Annotated in this window: 16 protein-coding genes; 6 read left to right on the top strand and 10 right to left on the bottom strand. The window is 41.4% G+C overall.

Annotated features, from left to right (window positions below):
• Positions 1–27: 27 nt before the first annotated feature.
• Positions 28–1,173, bottom strand: coding sequence for a benzoate/H(+) symporter BenE family transporter (locus C2M30_RS15640; protein ID WP_234004754.1), 1,146 nt, complete (start codon positions 1,171–1,173; stop codon positions 28–30).
• Between the two features lie 101 nt (positions 1,174–1,274).
• On the opposite strand from C2M30_RS15640, the gene C2M30_RS15635 reads away from it, so the two are divergent.
• Positions 1,275–1,814: a helix-turn-helix domain-containing protein gene (locus C2M30_RS15635; RefSeq protein ID WP_105172339.1), complete on the top strand. Its 540-nt coding sequence runs from the start codon at positions 1,275–1,277 to the stop codon at positions 1,812–1,814.
• 63 nt (positions 1,815–1,877) lie between these two features.
• Here the strand turns inward: C2M30_RS15635 and cueR are convergent, their stop codons facing one another.
• The gene (gene cueR / locus C2M30_RS15630; RefSeq protein WP_105172338.1) at positions 1,878–2,288 is read right to left on the bottom strand and encodes a Cu(I)-responsive transcriptional regulator; all 411 of its coding nucleotides are present in this window, start codon (positions 2,286–2,288) and stop codon (positions 1,878–1,880) included.
• Between the two features lie 5 nt (positions 2,289–2,293).
• The gene (locus C2M30_RS15625; protein WP_105172337.1) at positions 2,294–4,675 is read right to left on the bottom strand and encodes a heavy metal translocating P-type ATPase; all 2,382 of its coding nucleotides are present in this window, start codon (positions 4,673–4,675) and stop codon (positions 2,294–2,296) included.
• A gap of 166 nt (positions 4,676–4,841) precedes the next feature.
• Here C2M30_RS15625 and C2M30_RS15620 point away from each other — a divergent pair, with 166 nt between their 5' ends.
• Positions 4,842–5,066 carry a heavy-metal-associated domain-containing protein gene (locus C2M30_RS15620; protein ID WP_105172336.1) on the top strand — a complete coding sequence of 75 codons (225 nt, stop codon included), beginning with the start codon at positions 4,842–4,844 and terminating at the stop codon, positions 5,064–5,066.
• 113 nt (positions 5,067–5,179) lie between these two features.
• Here the strand turns inward: C2M30_RS15620 and C2M30_RS15615 are convergent, their stop codons facing one another.
• A complete protein-coding gene (locus C2M30_RS15615) occupies positions 5,180–6,400 on the bottom strand; it encodes an endonuclease/exonuclease/phosphatase family protein (protein WP_234004753.1) in 1,221 nt (406 codons plus the stop codon).
• A gap of 493 nt (positions 6,401–6,893) precedes the next feature.
• On the opposite strand from C2M30_RS15615, the gene C2M30_RS15605 reads away from it, so the two are divergent.
• Positions 6,894–7,346 carry a hypothetical protein gene (locus tag C2M30_RS15605; RefSeq protein WP_234004752.1) on the top strand — a complete coding sequence of 151 codons (453 nt, stop codon included), beginning with the start codon at positions 6,894–6,896 and terminating at the stop codon, positions 7,344–7,346.
• Between the two features lie 11 nt (positions 7,347–7,357).
• On the top strand, positions 7,358–7,681 hold the full coding sequence (locus C2M30_RS15600; RefSeq protein ID WP_105172334.1) for a hypothetical protein: 324 nt from the start codon (positions 7,358–7,360) through the stop codon (positions 7,679–7,681).
• A gap of 66 nt (positions 7,682–7,747) precedes the next feature.
• On the opposite strand, the gene C2M30_RS15595 is transcribed toward C2M30_RS15600, so the two are convergent.
• A complete protein-coding gene (locus C2M30_RS15595; RefSeq protein WP_105172333.1) occupies positions 7,748–8,854 on the bottom strand; it encodes an FAD-dependent oxidoreductase in 1,107 nt (368 codons plus the stop codon).
• A 101-nt stretch (positions 8,855–8,955) separates the two neighbouring features.
• Between C2M30_RS15595 and C2M30_RS15590 the strand changes: the two genes are divergently transcribed.
• Positions 8,956–9,855: a LysR family transcriptional regulator gene (locus C2M30_RS15590; protein ID WP_199775896.1), complete on the top strand. Its 900-nt coding sequence runs from the start codon at positions 8,956–8,958 to the stop codon at positions 9,853–9,855.
• Between the two features lie 243 nt (positions 9,856–10,098).
• On the opposite strand, the gene C2M30_RS15585 is transcribed toward C2M30_RS15590, so the two are convergent.
• From C2M30_RS15585 to C2M30_RS15565, 5 genes are all read right to left on the bottom strand, one after another.
• The gene (locus C2M30_RS15585; protein WP_105172332.1) at positions 10,099–10,563 is read right to left on the bottom strand and encodes an Sbal_3080 family lipoprotein; all 465 of its coding nucleotides are present in this window, start codon (positions 10,561–10,563) and stop codon (positions 10,099–10,101) included.
• A 403-nt stretch (positions 10,564–10,966) separates the two neighbouring features.
• Positions 10,967–12,439, bottom strand: a complete 1,473-nt coding sequence (locus C2M30_RS15580) for a sensor domain-containing diguanylate cyclase (protein ID WP_105172331.1) — start codon at positions 12,437–12,439, stop codon at positions 10,967–10,969.
• Between the two features lie 172 nt (positions 12,440–12,611).
• On the bottom strand, positions 12,612–12,830 hold the full coding sequence (locus C2M30_RS15575; protein WP_010558465.1) for a DUF6500 family protein: 219 nt from the start codon (positions 12,828–12,830) through the stop codon (positions 12,612–12,614).
• Positions 12,831–12,892: 62 nt separating this feature from the next.
• Positions 12,893–13,930 carry a nucleotidyltransferase family protein gene (locus tag C2M30_RS15570; RefSeq protein WP_105172330.1) on the bottom strand — a complete coding sequence of 346 codons (1,038 nt, stop codon included), beginning with the start codon at positions 13,928–13,930 and terminating at the stop codon, positions 12,893–12,895.
• Positions 13,866–14,282, bottom strand: a complete 417-nt coding sequence (locus C2M30_RS15565; RefSeq protein ID WP_105172329.1) for a GFA family protein — start codon at positions 14,280–14,282, stop codon at positions 13,866–13,868. Before C2M30_RS15565 ends, C2M30_RS15570 begins: the two co-directional genes overlap by 65 nt.
• A gap of 139 nt (positions 14,283–14,421) precedes the next feature.
• Here C2M30_RS15565 and C2M30_RS15560 point away from each other — a divergent pair, with 139 nt between their 5' ends.
• Positions 14,422–15,651, top strand: coding sequence for an alpha/beta hydrolase-fold protein (locus tag C2M30_RS15560; protein ID WP_105172328.1), 1,230 nt, complete (start codon positions 14,422–14,424; stop codon positions 15,649–15,651).
• The last annotated feature ends 57 nt before the right edge of the window (positions 15,652–15,708 follow it).

The raw sequence follows: 15,708 nt of genomic DNA, 5'->3' as shown, positions 1-15,708 counted from the left end.
GTTACGAATTCTCCGCCTTTTTGTTCATTAAGCTGGCATAGAACCAACCAAATAATAAGCCCCAAATAATTCATTTAACCCCAAAAAGCTAATGCCTGACAGCGTGACCAAAAATGTAAGTAACGACGCTTCACGGTAGCGCGCATTTGAAAATGCACTTTGCAAACACATTAATAAGGTGCCCAATAATGCAAAACCAGCAAGCATTTGGGTCACTTCGCTTGGAAACGCAACAAAAATAGAGACAACACTTGTCGCTAATAGCCCCGCTAAAATATAAAATAGACCAGCCCAAATTACCGCACGATAACGATTGCCCTTGTTGCTATCAACCTCTTCAGTCATACACATTGCGGCAGAAATAGCAGCAAGATTTAAACTAAAACCACCAAACGGTGCAGCCATCATATTTATAACCCCTGTGCCTATTAAAATAGGTTTAACCGGTGCGGTGTATCCATAGCTTTGCATCATCGCGATACCTGATAAATTTTGCGACAGCATAGTGACAATATAAAGCGGCACTGCAACGTTAAAAATCGCCATCACGTCAAACTCTGGGGTAAGCCAAGCGGGGTTAGCAACGGCAAAGTGTGCTGTGCTTACTAAATCATTATCAAGGTAAAACGCCGCAGCTAAACCAACAATAAGCAGCATTAACATGGTGTACTTTGCGGCAAACCGTTTATTTAACGCATAAGCAATGAACATCAACAAAAACACACCCGGCATACTCATAATAGGTTCAAACGCTTTTACGCAAAACGGCAACAAAATAGCGGCAAGCATGGCGGTTGACAGTGATGAGGGAATACGTTTTAGGGCATTTGATAGTGGTGTAACAAGCCCCGTAATGAAAATGAGCGCACCAGTAACAACAAACGCACCAACTAACGTAGGCAAATCATGTTGCGGGGCAATGCTTACTAGCATCGCAGCCCCTGGGGTAGACCACGCCGTTAAAATAGGTGTTTTGTAATACCAAGAATAACCGATTGAGCTCAGTCCCATCATTAAGCCAAGGGCGAGCAACCAACTTTCAATTTGCGCCGCAGAGGCACCTGCTGCCGTTGCCGCTTGTAAAATAATAACAATAGAGCTGGTGTAACCGATTAGTACAGCGCTAAACCCCGCAGTGATATGACTTACAGATAGGTATTTGGTGTTCATCATTCGTTATTCTCTGTGTTATATTTTTAACAACTTGTGCGTAATAACGCACAACAAACAAAACAATAACATCGTGCGCTATAACGCACAACTGAGAAGTTACTATGAAAGATGCGATTTTTAGAGCCGAAATTGCCCAACATTTAAAAAGTGAACGTCAAAAGAAAGGGCTAAGCTTAGATAAAGCCGCTAAGCTAACTGGTGTATCAAAAGCCATGCTGGGCCAAATTGAACGTGAAGAATCTAGCCCAACCATTGCCACGTTATGGAAAATTGCCAGTGGGTTAGAAACCTCGTTTTCAGCATTTTTCGCAGATAAACCAGACTTGCGCGCAAGTGAGCGGGTATTTCCTGAAGATCCGCGTATGAAAATAAATACCTTATTTGCGTTTCAACCAGACACAGGCATTGAAGTATTCGAGATCACCTTATCTGAGCGCCACCAGCAACTATCAAGTGCGCATAATGTGGGCGTGATTGAGCATATTCACGTGATTGAAGGTGAATTACAGGTGTTTTTTGACCAACAATGGCACCCCTTAAAACAAGGCGACAGCATTCGTTTTTATAGCGATCAACCGCACGGTTATGAAGCACTAAGCGAAACCGCGGTTTTTCACAATATTATTAGTTACCCTAAGTAAACTTAGTGTGTGTATGTCGCTAAAAGTCATAAATAAGCATATTTTTTAGCGACATTTAACACCTTATTGCTCGCTTGATTGACACAAGCCATCAAGAATTGGGCAATCGGCACTTTCGTCACCACTACAGTTATCTGCAAGTTGTTTTAGGGTTTCTTGCATTTGTTGCAGTTCGTTAATTTTCTGCTCGATATCGTCTAAATGATGCTGTGTTATCGCTTTCACTTCTCGGCTAGTGCGACTCGGGTTTTGCATTAAGTCGAGCAGCGATTGTATTTGCGCAAGCGAAAAACCCAACTTGCGCGCTCGTTTAATTACCGTTAACTGCTGCAATTGCTGTGCGTTATACAAGCGATAACCTGCCTCACTTCGCGTCGTTGAGCTTAATAAGCCGCTGGCTTCGTAATAACGGATCATTTTAGTGGTTAGTCCGCTGCGCTTTGCCGCTTCACCTATGGTGATTAAGGTGCTCATTTTATTTATGCCTTTGGTTGCCAACGCTGCAACAGCAGCGCATTACTAATTACCAACAAACTACTGGCTGCCATCGCGCCACCAGCAATAATAGGATTGAGATAACCCAATGCTGCCAATGGAATACCAATCACATTAAAAATAAACGCCCAAAATAAGTTTTGTTTAATTTTGCGATAAGTGAGTTTTGACATGGTTAATGCCGACGCCACTAAGCTCGGCTCACCGCGCATTAATGTGATAGCCGAGGCACTGACTGCCACATCGGTGCCTGTCGCCATAGCAATACCAAGATCGGACTGTGCCAGCGCCGGCGCGTCATTAATACCATCACCCACCATAGCAACCGTGTAACCCTGCTGCTGTGCTTGAGCTATGTACTGGGCTTTATGTTCAGGCAATACCTGCGCTTGATATTCGTCCAACCCTAACCGCTCGGCAATATATTCCGCGCTGGTTTGACTATCGCCAGTTAACATTGCCACTTTAACGCCTTGTTGTTTTAACTGAGTTACCGCGCTGGCCGCATGTACTTTCGGCGCATCGCTAAAATAAAACAGCGCGAGTACTTTTGCTTGTTCGTTCGGCGATTGACTTACCAACCAAGATAACGATGTACCCGGTATTTGAGTCGATAAATCAGGCAATGAGATTGCAAGCTCTTGCATCCAAAACGTGCTACCAAGGTAAACCGTATTTTGCTGATAACTCGCTTTAACCCCTCGCCCTGCAACAACTTTAAAATCAGATACTGGTAAATAGTCGAGTTGCTGCGCAGCCGCTTTATCAACAATCGCTTTTGCTAACGGATGTTCGCTATATTGCTGAAGTGATGCGGCTAATTGCAAAGCATCTTGTTGCGTGGCATTAAAAGCATGCATTTCACTTAGTTCTGGCTTACCGACTGTGAGCGTGCCAGTTTTATCAAAAATCACCATATCGATACTGGTTGCTTGTTCCAGCGCGCGGGCATCTTTCACTAAAATGCCAAATCGTGCAGCCGTGCCAGTACCCGCCATAATTGCCGCAGGCGTTGCTAAACCTAAGGCACACGGGCAAGCAATAACCAAAACTGCTACGGCGTTCAAAATACCCGTTGTCCAATCATCTGTGCCGATTCCAAAGGCAAGCAAGGTGATCAGTGCAACCACCAGTACAACAGGGACAAATATCGCACTTACTTTATCAACTAAGGCTTGAACCGGCGCTTTTGCGCCCTGTGCTTGTTCAACTAAACGAATAATTTTGGCAAGTGTTGATTCTGCGCCAACGCTCGTGGCGTTAACTTCCAAAACACCATCTAAATTAACTGAGCCACCGGTTACTTTGTCTGATTCGGTTTTATAAACGGGCACGCTTTCACCGCTGATAAGCGCTTCATCAATTTGTGACTGGCCACTTAGCACCACACCATCTACCGGCACGCGTTCGCCTGGCTTAATTTTAATGCGCTCACCGCTTTTTACATGTGATACAGCGACACTTTGCCAAGTATTGTTACGCCAAACGGTTGCTGTAGTTGGTTTTAGATTTTCTAATGCCTTTAATGCACTGGTTGTACGGCGCTTAGCGCGATGTTCAAGGTACTTACCGAGCAATACTAAACTCAGCACCGCACTGCTGCTTTCAAAATACAAATGGGGCTGACCGTGCTCAGCGCTGAATGTCCACCACAAGTAAAGCGATAATCCATAGGCGGCGCTGGTGCCAATAGCAACAAGCAAGTCCATATTGCCAACACCCGCTTTTAATGCGCCCCATCCTGCACGATAAAAACGGGCACCAAAGTAAAACTGAATAGGCGTTGCTAACGCCCATTGCACCCAAGCGGGTGGCATCCAATGAAAATTAAATAACAAGCCAAACATTGGCAATAGCATGGGTAGCGTTAATACCATCGAGGCAGCAGGTGCAAACCACTCTCTACGATAAATTGGCAGATTTTCACTGGTATTGTGCTGCTCGTTTGGCGTTACTGACTCTGGCTCAACCAGCGCATAACCAGCTTCGCTTATAACATGTGAAAGTTCGTCAAAAGCAGGTTCAGATAATACGGTAAGCGTGAGCTTTTCTGTTGCTAAATTAACGTTGGCGTTAATAACTTGCGGTAATAAATATGCAGCCTTTTCAATGCGACCGATACAAGAAGCGCACCCCATACCTGTAACTTGGTAGTGAACTTCACGTGTCTCTACGCCGTAGCCCGCATCTTTTACGGCTTGCACAACGTCAGCTAAATTAGCATCACCTTCAACACTAACACTTTCGCTTGCTAGGTTAACGCTCGCCTTAGTCACTCCGGTTATTTTAATTAGCGCGTTTTCTACGCGACCAACACAGGAAGCGCATGACATACCAGACACACTAAATTGTATGCGTTTATCCATTTTAATCTCCGCTTTGACGTTTTTGTCGAGATATCACTTTAATCCTTACCACGATGGTAAGGTCAAATAGTAATTTTGTTAACCTTAAAAAGTACCAGTGCCATTGTTGACCTTGCCACCAGCGTAACCTTTAGGGTGTGGTGTTTTTAAATAAAGGAAGCAAAACATGCTAAAGCTGACCATTGACGCAATGACCTGTAATCATTGCGCTAATACCATTAAAGACGCGCTAAAAATACTAGATAAGTGTGCATTTATCGACATTAACCTTGGCTGCAAAACGGTCATTGTGGCAAGTGCTAAAGCCAAAATTGATATCATCAAGACAATTGAAAAAGTGGGTTACCAAATTAATAAAATTAATGGCATTGCATATGGCGGTAATGCTTAAAACAACTTAATTTCCTACCTTCGGTTTTATGTTAGCGGCGTTAGACGCGTCAAAAAAAGCCTAACATTCAAAAGTTAGGCTTTTTAGTTCGCATAATTAACCGATATCAACAATTACTGTTCGCATACGTTAGCAAGAGCAATATCCACCCAAACTAAACGATGATCTGATGAGGCACTTCTATCGGCAACTAAATGTGCACCTTGTTTACCTTTAGCGGGCCAAAACACAGCGCTGTTTAACACCTTTAAATTTGCTGACGGCAACACATAGTCGGCACGCATTCCCCACCCTGCGGTATGTGTTGCGGCGTGTGTGTTTTCAGGTTTATTTTGCAAGCCACCTTCAGATTGCGGCGCGCCATAGTGATTAACATCTGGGTGAGACAATAGTTGATTAATCGCATTTGGGTGCGCATCACCATCCACTGCGCTGGCATTTAAATCGCCTAAAATCACAAAAGACTGTGGACTAACGCCGCCATGGCGACCGTTATCATCATAAATATAGTGATTGCTTGATGGGCTAATGTAATCTCGCCAAAAGCGGATTTCATCGTGATTGCGTTTTCCATTGCGGTCTTCTTCACCGTCAAATACTGGTGGTGTTGGGTGGCTTGCCAGCACATGAATCGTGTTATCACAAACATTTATCGGCACATCCCAATGAGACTTAGACGACAAACGCATTATCGCGCGCTCGTCACTTGAGTACCATTGGCTGCCATTTGGGTTAACTGGCATCAAATTATTCGGCATATCTTGCCATAAAAAGTGTTGGAAAGTGCGGACTTGCTCTGAAACGATGGGGTATTTCGACAACAGTACCATGCCATACTGCCCAGCGTAACGGCCAAAGCCAAAATGAGTAAGCTTAACAGCATCACCTTTTAATTCGGTTTTTACTCCCGTGTTTACGGGTGCAAGATACACATATGGGTAAGTAATTGGCGCTAAGCCATTTTGCGATACTTCAAGGTACGCCGTCTTAAATAAATCGATGCCTTTCTCGCGCTTTGCAATGTAATCAAACTCGTTAAGTAAAATAATATCTGGGCGAGTGCGCTGAATAATTTCAGCAATATTATTAATTTGTTGTACGTCACCACTTGCTAATGCTTGCGTAAGCGCATGTGCATTTAGGGTTGATTTTGTAGCTGATTGTTCGCTTGATTGGTAATTCGTGGCTTCCATACTGACATTAAATGTTGCAATGCGAAGCACTTTGTTCTCGTTGATATTTTTAACATCTTGCTGCGGTGTTGGCACAGTATTGCAGCCCAACAGCATACCTAACACAGCAGCGTAACTAATGGCACGTAAATTAATATTCATACACTTTAACAATGGCTTAATTTTGGCTTGGAAAATAGCTTAGTTCCTAGTGAAGCGCAAACAAAGGCGCTCAGCCACCAATAAACACCTCATCCGTTAAAACAAACTTAAATTAAGCCTTGCGTAACTTTCTGTTACATCTATAAAAATATAACAATGGCAATAAGTTATACAATTTGATGCGAGAGCGTGTTGACCTTTACAGTCTATTTCTGCAGCAGTTTGTTTGGCATGTAGACAAGACAGCGCGATTGTGGTGTAGTTATTCTACATAAATAAGCGATAATACAGTATAAATGCCAAACAAGCGCTGCCTGTAGGGTTCAACCCAAACCATTGTGCTCTTTGTTGTCACTTTTTGACTTAGCCCACTAGGCCTACAAAGTGACGCCGCGATCAAAATGGTTTGGATTTGAACAGAATTTAGACCATAAAAGTCAACACGCTCTAATAATAAAAATAAGCTTTGCACAAATAAATTGTCATTCTACATATGAAAAAATTAATCCTCTGTTTATCCCTTGTTTTACCCAATATTGCGATGAGTTGCCCTACGTTGACCGGAACATGGACATCATCCAGCGAAAAGTTCGAATCATTCAATAAAAAGTGGGCCAATGTTAACGGTAATGCGTGGGCTTTTATGACCCAAACTCAAGGTAAAGAAGTCATAACATTCAATAACGAACAGGAAATGCGCATCAATACCCCTGACATTGAGATCACAATGGGCGAAAAAACCATGACGATGCCAGCGAAAGAAGAACGCATAAACTACTCAATTTTAGGATGTACCGATAGCAGCATTGTTTTACAGTTTGAGCGATACGGTAAAACACAGATATCACAGCTCCATTTCGAAAACGAAACCACTTACTGGGAATATATGGGAAACTCACAAAATGATGGCAATAGCCACATACGCGAGTATTACACTAAACGTTAACGTTGCAACCCATGAAAAAAATCGCCACTTACACCGACACACAAAGAAAAGAAGTGCTTTACTTTGCAATTAACCAAAGCAATGTGGCAAAACCTTTTGTGCTTGGCGGCTATACTAACGATCCCAACTTGCCTCCGATTGCACAAACCGGAGGCGCCAGATCATTTGGTTTAAGTGAGTTAGATAGTGCTGTTGGCCCAGGAGGACTAAGCTGGCGCGATTTTTTAAGCAAAATAGGATGCAGTTGGGGCATACCTATTATTGAAAAAGCGAAAAAGGAACAGAGCACACACTATGCTTTGGAAATCTTTAATAAACGAGCTTTAATACCTTAATATCTTTATTAATACGCTACAAAGTATACCTAAACACTTTAAAACCTTACTTTTTAAAAACCTCAATCAAAGCCCTTGCATCCAAAATTGACTTAACTGCGTAGCTGAAATATTTGAGGGTGATTGCGGCTCTGTCTGCTCAACAAATATTTTTTGAGCGACTTGCCGACCAACGGTTTGAGCAGTTGTAGTTTTAGTGAACCTTTGTTGATAAAAGCGTGTAAGGGCATCATTCAACTCAACTTCTGGGTGCAAAAGTTGAATAAGATGCCATGCATCTTCTAGCGCCTGACATGCGCCTTGCCCTGAAGTGGGTAGAGGTGCATGAGCGGCATCGCCTATAATCACAACGTTATCACGATGCCAATATGTTAATGGCTCAAGATCATGAACAAAAATACGGTTTAACGTTGCTTTATCAGTTGCGTTTAGCACACTTCGAACCGGCTTTGGCCAGTTTTTAAAACGGGCATGAACCTCTTTTTGCCAATCAGCCAAGGTCCGCTCTCTAGCTATTTCTGTATTCCACGCCGCAGCCCAATAACACCAACCTTGTTTAACGGGCACAATGCCGAACCGCTCTGCGTTATCACGAAAATCACAAATAGTATTAGATACAGAATCTTCGCTTAGCTTGCTAACACCAATAATATTAATAAAACCATGGTAACTAGGCGTTACAGTTTCTGGGTATAAAAACTGGCGCACCGCTGAGTTCATACGTCCATCAGCACCTACTACCAAATCAAATTTTTGTTTAAGGCTAACGATATCTTGCGCTTTAATGGAACAACTCAAGCGAATAGCACCGCCTAAATCAGTGAATGCTTTTACCAAAATCTTCATAAGATCGCGGCGTAATATGGTTACACTTGGAAAGCCACACAACAGGTTCACTTCTTCAATATCAAATTCACCTTGTTGTACACCATAATGATTAAAATGCCGCATATAAGCGGGTTTTCCCCCTGCACGCGTTACTTCACTTTCTATTCCTAGCTGCTGCAATACAAACATGGCATTTGGCCACAGGGTTACCCCCGCACCAATTGAGCACACTGAACTAGCGCGCTCGTATACTGTGACCTTGTAACCTCGTTTTGTGGCAAGTATCGCCAGTGCCAATCCCGCCACGCCTGCACCAACAATCGCAATTCGATTAATGTTATTCATTTTTCAATCTCTATAGTTAAATCAGAAACGATAATTACAAAATCAATAAATAGGATAAACATGCTAATATTGATTTATTAATCCCATTATTTGAGTTAATAGTGATAGAAAAAATCGAGCTGCAATGGTTACTTAGCTTTCAGGCTGTTTATGAACAACTCAGTTTTAAGTTAGCGGCAGAACAACTAGAAATACCGACCTCGAATGTCAGTCGACATGTCGCGTTATTGGAGCAAAACCTCGGGCTACGATTGCTGGAGCGCACAACGCGAAAAATGATTTCAACTGCTGCTGGAAAACAGCTTTATCAGTCAATTACACCGCTTACCTGTGCGATAAATGATGCATTGGAAGAAGTTTCTCAATTTGGCGATTCATTATCCGGGCACCTAAAGGTCGTGATGCCAGATCTTCCCTTTCTAGCTGAGATTATTGCGGATTTCTGTTTCGAGCATACACAAATTAATCTCAGCTGCGATACCCATTTAAACCCGCAAGAAGGCTTGTTAGATGGCTACGATTTGGTGTTACGCTTTGGTCGTGGCGCATTAGAGGATTCAGGCTGGGTAGCTAAAGAAATTATATGTTGGCCTAGTTGTATAGTGGCGTCTCCTCGTTTGCTTGAGCATACCGCATTACCAAAGTCATTAAGCGATATGAGCAAAGTGCCGTGCATTACGTCGCTATCCGTACTGCAAGGCATGCCTTGGCGATTTAAAGGCGAGCAAACCATTCAGGTGCAATCAGATTACAAGGTCAATAGTGGCCATATGGCAAAAGCGGCTGCATTAAAAGGACTTGGCTTTGCGATATTGCCGATGCATGCGTGCCAAACAGAAATTGATAACGGTAGTCTTATCAAAATAGCGCTAAACTGCGAGCCTGAAGATCTTGTTTTATATGCATTATACTCGGGAAGAAAGTACCCACTAGCAAAAGTAAAAGCATTTTTGGATCACCTAATCTCAGGGCTAAAAGAGCTCAATTTGACCACGAACTAGTGGCCATAATCAGTATATTGGTTTAGCTAAAATATCAAATGCAATAAAGACTAGCGAAAATAAAAAAGCGCTGAATTATCAGCGCTTTTTAAGAGCATCTTGTTAAATATTTCCCACTTAAACTATGGGAAGCGTACATTTATTTAAGCTAAAGCTGTTAAATCGCTAGCGCAATATACAACAGCTGTAGCCTAGTTTTTTATGTACAACACAGACGATGCGTAATTGTATTTGTTTTTATAATTACGCTTTACAAATTAGCTTTTCAGCTTGTTTTGTATCGATTTTCTTAAACAGTAAATCCATTGATAGCGAAATACGCTCAGCAGCGTTACCGAACTTACCAAAACCACCACAACCAACAGTATCTACTCTTACGTTACCGATACGATTGTTTTTGTTGTATAAACTAATATCTGCATAACGCATGTAAGTTGTAATATCCCACGCCCAATTTGCTTGATATACAATTGCTTGGTCATACTCAAGTACATAATTTGGCGTTTCTACAACTTCAAATTGGTAACCTTGTTTTGTTAACCAACCAGTAATTGAGTCACGCACGCCATCACGTGTACGTGTGTCGTCAATTACAGTAACGGTTTTATTGGTTTCAAGTGAAGCTTGCTGTGAGTTTTGAACTACTGTCATACAACCAGAAAGTAGTAACGTAGAAGTAATAGCGACTGCTGATGCTAACTTGTTCATGAATTCAAAATCCTTTGAAATATAGAGAGGGGTGTTTATGGGCTTTTGAATTTTTGCGGGATTAAGTGAGTATTTACTACAAAGCGATGCTAAGTCAGTTTTGCATAAACCTTAGTTTAACCACTACAAAAACTACCAAGAAAGCCGTAAAGACCCTAAAGATTGTTTTTAAAAACACTTTATCAAGATAAAGTAACAGTATGATTTATATCATATTTAACACTACTTATCCCAATAAATTATTAGTTTTATCTCAACAAACGTTAAACAAACTAAAATATGAAAGAGGCGAGAAACCTAAATTGCTAGGTAGGTTTTAACCAAATTGATACTAAAACCCTGAAATATCTGCCACATCACATAGTAATATCGTACCAAATATGGCTTTCAGTAAGCGCAATTATCAGCAATATTGCACTTGATTACGACCTTGGTTTTTTGCGATATAGAGTGCTTTATCTGCACGTTTAAGCATGGTTTCTAGCGTTTTATCATTTTGATCAAACGTACTCACGCCAATACTTAGAGTGTATTGCACGGTTACGTTATCCAATGTTACTTGCTGCTCTGAAATGGCTTGACGTATACGCTCTGCGAGCGAAGTTGCATCATCTTGCGTTGACATAGGCAAAAACACAACAAATTCTTCGCCGCCAATTCGCCCAGTAATATCAGATTCACGGGTAAAATGCCGTAGTATATCTGCTGTGTTTTTTATCACTTCATCACCCATCGCATGGCCGTAGTTATCGTTGATTAATTTAAATTTATCTAAATCTAATAACAACAGCGCACATGACCCCGGATGGCGCAAATACTGACTAAATAAATGATGGGCAGTTTTAAAAAAGCCTCTGCGATTGTATAGCTCAGTAAGCGGATCGGTCACCGCTAGCTTAAGCGCCTTTTGTTTTTGATATTCTAACTGGCATGTGCGCTCTTCAACTCGTTGTTCTAATAACCGAGTTAATTCTTCTTGTTCATCTTGCCTTTGGTTAAACACGGCTTGCACCAAAAGCACCACGGCAAAAATAAATAAAAAGAAAAACTGCAAAGTGATTTCCGCACTGGCAGCATGATGTTGATAAAAATAGCCCCAACCTTGGTTACTACCAATCCAAGCAAGACAAAACACCAGCATATTCATACAGCTGGTTAAAGTTGATGACAATCGCATAGCGCAATATAAAAGCGGAAACAGTATTAAAGACGGCTGTAAAATAGGTAAATCGAAATGGGTATAACCAGGACCAAAAATTAAATAACAGCATAACACTGTAATGGCGGTTATTAGCAAAGACTGCGTAACATTTTGGATCGTCATTTTATGCGGCCAGCGTCGCCATAAAAAATAAAGTGCAGGGCTTATCGCTATTGCTGCAAGCGCGTTACTAATACTCCAATTTAATACGCCAAAGAAGAAACCATCGAACCACTCGAGCCCAAGCACATAATAAATGCCCACACCAAAAATAGCCGAAACCATGCCCATTGCGGCGCAGGCAAAAATAAACGTGCCAGCGACATTTTCGACTCTTTTTAATGGATTATGCAACACAATTTGCTTGTACATAATATTAAATGCACACAGCGCCGCTAGCGTATTTCCTGTTGATGTAGCTAGGTTTATAGCAAAGTGATTAAATGTGAATGGGTTTAAATTATATAGATGAAAATAATAGATAATTGCTAGAAACGAGCCCAATGCAACACCTAACCATGCCTTACGGCCAAATAAAGTGAGCGCAGCAAGCGCGACTCCCGCAGGCGGCCACGTAGAGAGAGTATGCAGTGCTTGCATCGTAAAAATAGCAAACAGCAAGTATATGCAGCAGGTAATTAGATTAAATTGCCAAGGCTTTAATACTATTTTCATATTCTTGTTATTTAGCTCAAGTGGGCTGAACTAAATGCATCTCCCCTTGGACAACATAGAGCGTGTTGACCTTTACGATCTAAGTTCTGTTCAAATGTTTAAAATCCATAATGAGTATTACGCTTGCGGGTTTCCAAAATACGTGTGTTAGCCTTACAAAATAGCTTTGTGCTTATTGCTCAGCTAGTACCATATTCTTAATTTTTGTCGCTTTTTCAAAATGATCAAGTTTATGTGTTTCAATCCACCACGTAGCGGCTTCCATTAAACGTTCAGGGTCGTCGTTTTTATTGGCAAAAAACGCGTAAAATGACACGCCTACGTTGTCGCCTTTCGCTGCAATTTTTTTATCGCATACTGAAATTATTTTTTGCCTAAGTTCCGCTCTCATTAATACTTCTTCCTATTTATGGTTTAAAAACCAAGTTAAGCTGCACAAGCTGTAAACCCCGTTTACAGCTCTAATGTTAATTTAGGCCATTTTTCTTGCCACATTTTGTTATTAAGTCGTGTTAAAAAAATAGCTTTATCACGTTTGGGATTATACCGCAGGCTTAAATTAAATAACGACTCAAAACCAAACCCCGAGATAAAGGTAAGCTGATTCATATGGTTTAGTTTCACCGCAACGGCGGTTTCTTTTTCAGGCCAGTAACGCATCGCATCCACCAAACAACTGTAAGGGTTATCGTGATTTTTTGTGTGCATTAACGCCTGATTTTTTACTTGCCAATTTACGTTTGGCATTAACTTAACTAAGCTTGCTTGATAATGTTTTGCAATATTGTGCTCTGTCTCGTTTTGGTCAAAGTAAATAACATCAACGTCATTTAAACCGCTTAATTTAGATTTCCCATGAAGTTTGTCCCACACCAAGTTACGTAAAAAACCCGCCGCAATATACGCACTTGGTATACTAAGTTGGCGTACCGCATTAAGTGCTGACATCCGAAGTGGGTCGTCTAACACATCGCGTTCAAGCAAGTGCTGGTAACTATGATCACGAGGCCTTCGCATCAAATATTCAGCACAGTCTTCACCTACAACTTGAAAACCCAACTTCAAATACAACCCATATGCTGGATTTTGTTTGATTACACTCAGCGCCACATCGAGCTGCTGCACTTTGGCGTTTTCAATCATTAACGCTATAACTTGGCTACCAAGTTGCTTATTTTGAAAATCAGGGTGAATTTGTAATTGATAAATGTAACAACATCCAGTTTCAAGCTGATTAGCAAATTTGACCATACCAACAATATTGCCATCGAAAACTATTAAGTGCGTTGCATCAAATTGATAATTAACACGCGCTAAATGATCTTGCTCCGAACATGGCATACCCGCCTCAAGCAAATAGCTGAGCATGGTTAATTTTCGCAGCGATACTAAATAGTCAACATCGTTTTGTGTTGCTTTTTGTAGGCTAATCATTTGAATTTGCAGTGCCGTAGGCGTTTGGATGCTGTAACCCATCATCGCCAATTTCATCCCACGACGCTTTTGAATCAACCCAAATATGATGTCGTACTTTAAACTGCTCAGCACCATGAGTGATTAGCCCTACCGGAATAAACTTTCGTTCGCTGTCGTTATCGCCCGGTAATTTAGAGCCACACACAGCGCAGAACCACGTTTGCCAGTCGCTGTTTGGTTTTTTCCACGTTGCGACATGGTCTGCTCCGCTTTGCCATTTAAAGTCGGCGTTAGCAACCACCAGCACACCAATACCATTTGTGCCTGTCGCCTTGCGACAAATCGAACAGTGACACATGTAAATGTCTTTTACATCACGGGTTATTTCAAACTGCACCGCATTGCAATTACACGCCCCTTTAATCATCGCAACGACCTCAATCTGTGTTTTATCTTAATTATTTTCACTTTAAAGTAATTTAGGTAATGATCCTAGGGTCTATCGATTTTTCAAATTCAGCAGACCCAAAGCATACGGATAGAAACAACATAAAACAGGAACCCAGATGAAGCGCTTTTTTCAGCTATTTTTTATATGTGTCGTATTTTTCGCAACGACCATTGAGGCACAAGCTCAACGTATCACTACCGCGTCTAGCACGCTAAATGAAGACAGAACAATTCAAGTATTACTGCCTGAAAGCTACGCAGCAAACCCCAATGCTACTTACCCCGTAATTTACTTGCTTGATGGCGACTACAATTTTAACGCGGTATCTGGCATGTTAGATATGCTCGCCAATAAAGGCGAACTGATTCCAAATGTGATTTTGGTGGCAATTGCTGATAAAGGCACTCAGTCATACCGTAGCTATATGACACCTAGCTTTAACGAGCAAAAAACGCTCGACAATGCGACAAAATTTGCCACCTATTTAGCCGAAGAAGTAAAACCTTATATCAGTAAACACTACCGTACGGCAAATAATCATATTTTGGTGGGTCAGTCGATTGGCGGGCTGTTTGTACTCAATACGTTAATTGAAAAGCCCAATAGTTTTAATCATTATATTGCGATTAGCCCGTCTGTTTGGGTTGGCGATAACGCCATCGTTAAAAAAGCCAACAACCAATTAAAGCAACAAAACGATACGCCAATTTCGCTTCATTTAGCCCTTGGCGATGAAACCCGCATGGGGCAATATGATTTTATTAATTATTTGGACTTAAACCCTAGCGCTAATCTAACGTGGCAATTTACCCATTATCCAGATGAAAATCATAACTCTGTAGGTTTAATTGCATTACGAAATAGTTTAAAAACGATTTTCAAAGGTTGGCACATCAATGAGCGTGAACTTGCAACAAAAACGCCGCAGTCAATCATCGAGCATTATGCTGCTTTACAAGAGAAATGGCAGCTAAAACAAGCAATGCCCAATAGTGTCGCGCAAAGTTTAATGCGCTATCACTACCGCAATCAATTAGTTGATAAGGTGCCTGAGTTTATCGCATCAGCAATTAATATTTTGCCACAATCAAGCCAAGTTTTAGTGGCGAAGCAAGCAAGTTACGCCGGTCATTTTGATTCGCCAAAGGCTGCGTTAAATATTCTAAAAGAAAGTGAAAGTCAGCATGGTGAATCAATAAGTCATTTAAAAGCAATTGCCGGCGTTTACGAACAACTCGGCGATAGTAAAAATGCGCAGCAATATTACAAAAAGGCCCTCACGGTTGCGAAAAATCAAAACGCACAGCAATGGCAACTTAATATTTTGGCTGCAAAAATTAACTAGCTAGGCCTTTTGCTTAAAGGTTCGTTAACGATTTAAACTTGATAGATAGAATAGCTT

It is taken from the genome of Pseudoalteromonas sp. T1lg24, assembly GCF_002964745.1.
GTDB classification, from domain to species: Bacteria; Pseudomonadota; Gammaproteobacteria; order Enterobacterales; family Alteromonadaceae; genus Pseudoalteromonas; species Pseudoalteromonas spongiae.
The sequence above is the reverse complement of the archived record's forward strand: the minus strand, read 5'-3'. Positions and strand labels throughout refer to the sequence as shown.

Coding starts and splice junctions, on each gene's coding strand:
- C2M30_RS15640 (WP_234004754.1), bottom strand. CDS start 1,173: ATGATGAACACCAAATACCTATCTGTAAGTCATATCACTGCGGGGTTT.
- C2M30_RS15635 (WP_105172339.1), top strand. CDS start 1,275: ATGAAAGATGCGATTTTTAGAGCCGAAATTGCCCAACATTTAAAAAGT.
- cueR (WP_105172338.1), bottom strand. CDS start 2,288: ATGAGCACCTTAATCACCATAGGTGAAGCGGCAAAGCGCAGCGGACTA.
- C2M30_RS15625 (WP_105172337.1), bottom strand. CDS start 4,675: ATGGATAAACGCATACAATTTAGTGTGTCTGGTATGTCATGCGCTTCC.
- C2M30_RS15620 (WP_105172336.1), top strand. CDS start 4,842: ATGCTAAAGCTGACCATTGACGCAATGACCTGTAATCATTGCGCTAAT.
- C2M30_RS15615 (WP_234004753.1), bottom strand. CDS start 6,400: ATGAATATTAATTTACGTGCCATTAGTTACGCTGCTGTGTTAGGTATG.
- C2M30_RS15605 (WP_234004752.1), top strand. CDS start 6,894: ATGAAAAAATTAATCCTCTGTTTATCCCTTGTTTTACCCAATATTGCG.
- C2M30_RS15600 (WP_105172334.1), top strand. CDS start 7,358: ATGAAAAAAATCGCCACTTACACCGACACACAAAGAAAAGAAGTGCTT.
- C2M30_RS15595 (WP_105172333.1), bottom strand. CDS start 8,854: ATGAATAACATTAATCGAATTGCGATTGTTGGTGCAGGCGTGGCGGGA.
- C2M30_RS15585 (WP_105172332.1), bottom strand. CDS start 10,563: ATGAACAAGTTAGCATCAGCAGTCGCTATTACTTCTACGTTACTACTT.
- C2M30_RS15580 (WP_105172331.1), bottom strand. CDS start 12,439: ATGAAAATAGTATTAAAGCCTTGGCAATTTAATCTAATTACCTGCTGC.
- C2M30_RS15575 (WP_010558465.1), bottom strand. CDS start 12,830: ATGAGAGCGGAACTTAGGCAAAAAATAATTTCAGTATGCGATAAAAAA.
- C2M30_RS15570 (WP_105172330.1), bottom strand. CDS start 13,930: ATGAAATTGGCGATGATGGGTTACAGCATCCAAACGCCTACGGCACTG.
- C2M30_RS15565 (WP_105172329.1), bottom strand. CDS start 14,282: ATGATTAAAGGGGCGTGTAATTGCAATGCGGTGCAGTTTGAAATAACC.
- C2M30_RS15560 (WP_105172328.1), top strand. CDS start 14,422: ATGAAGCGCTTTTTTCAGCTATTTTTTATATGTGTCGTATTTTTCGCA.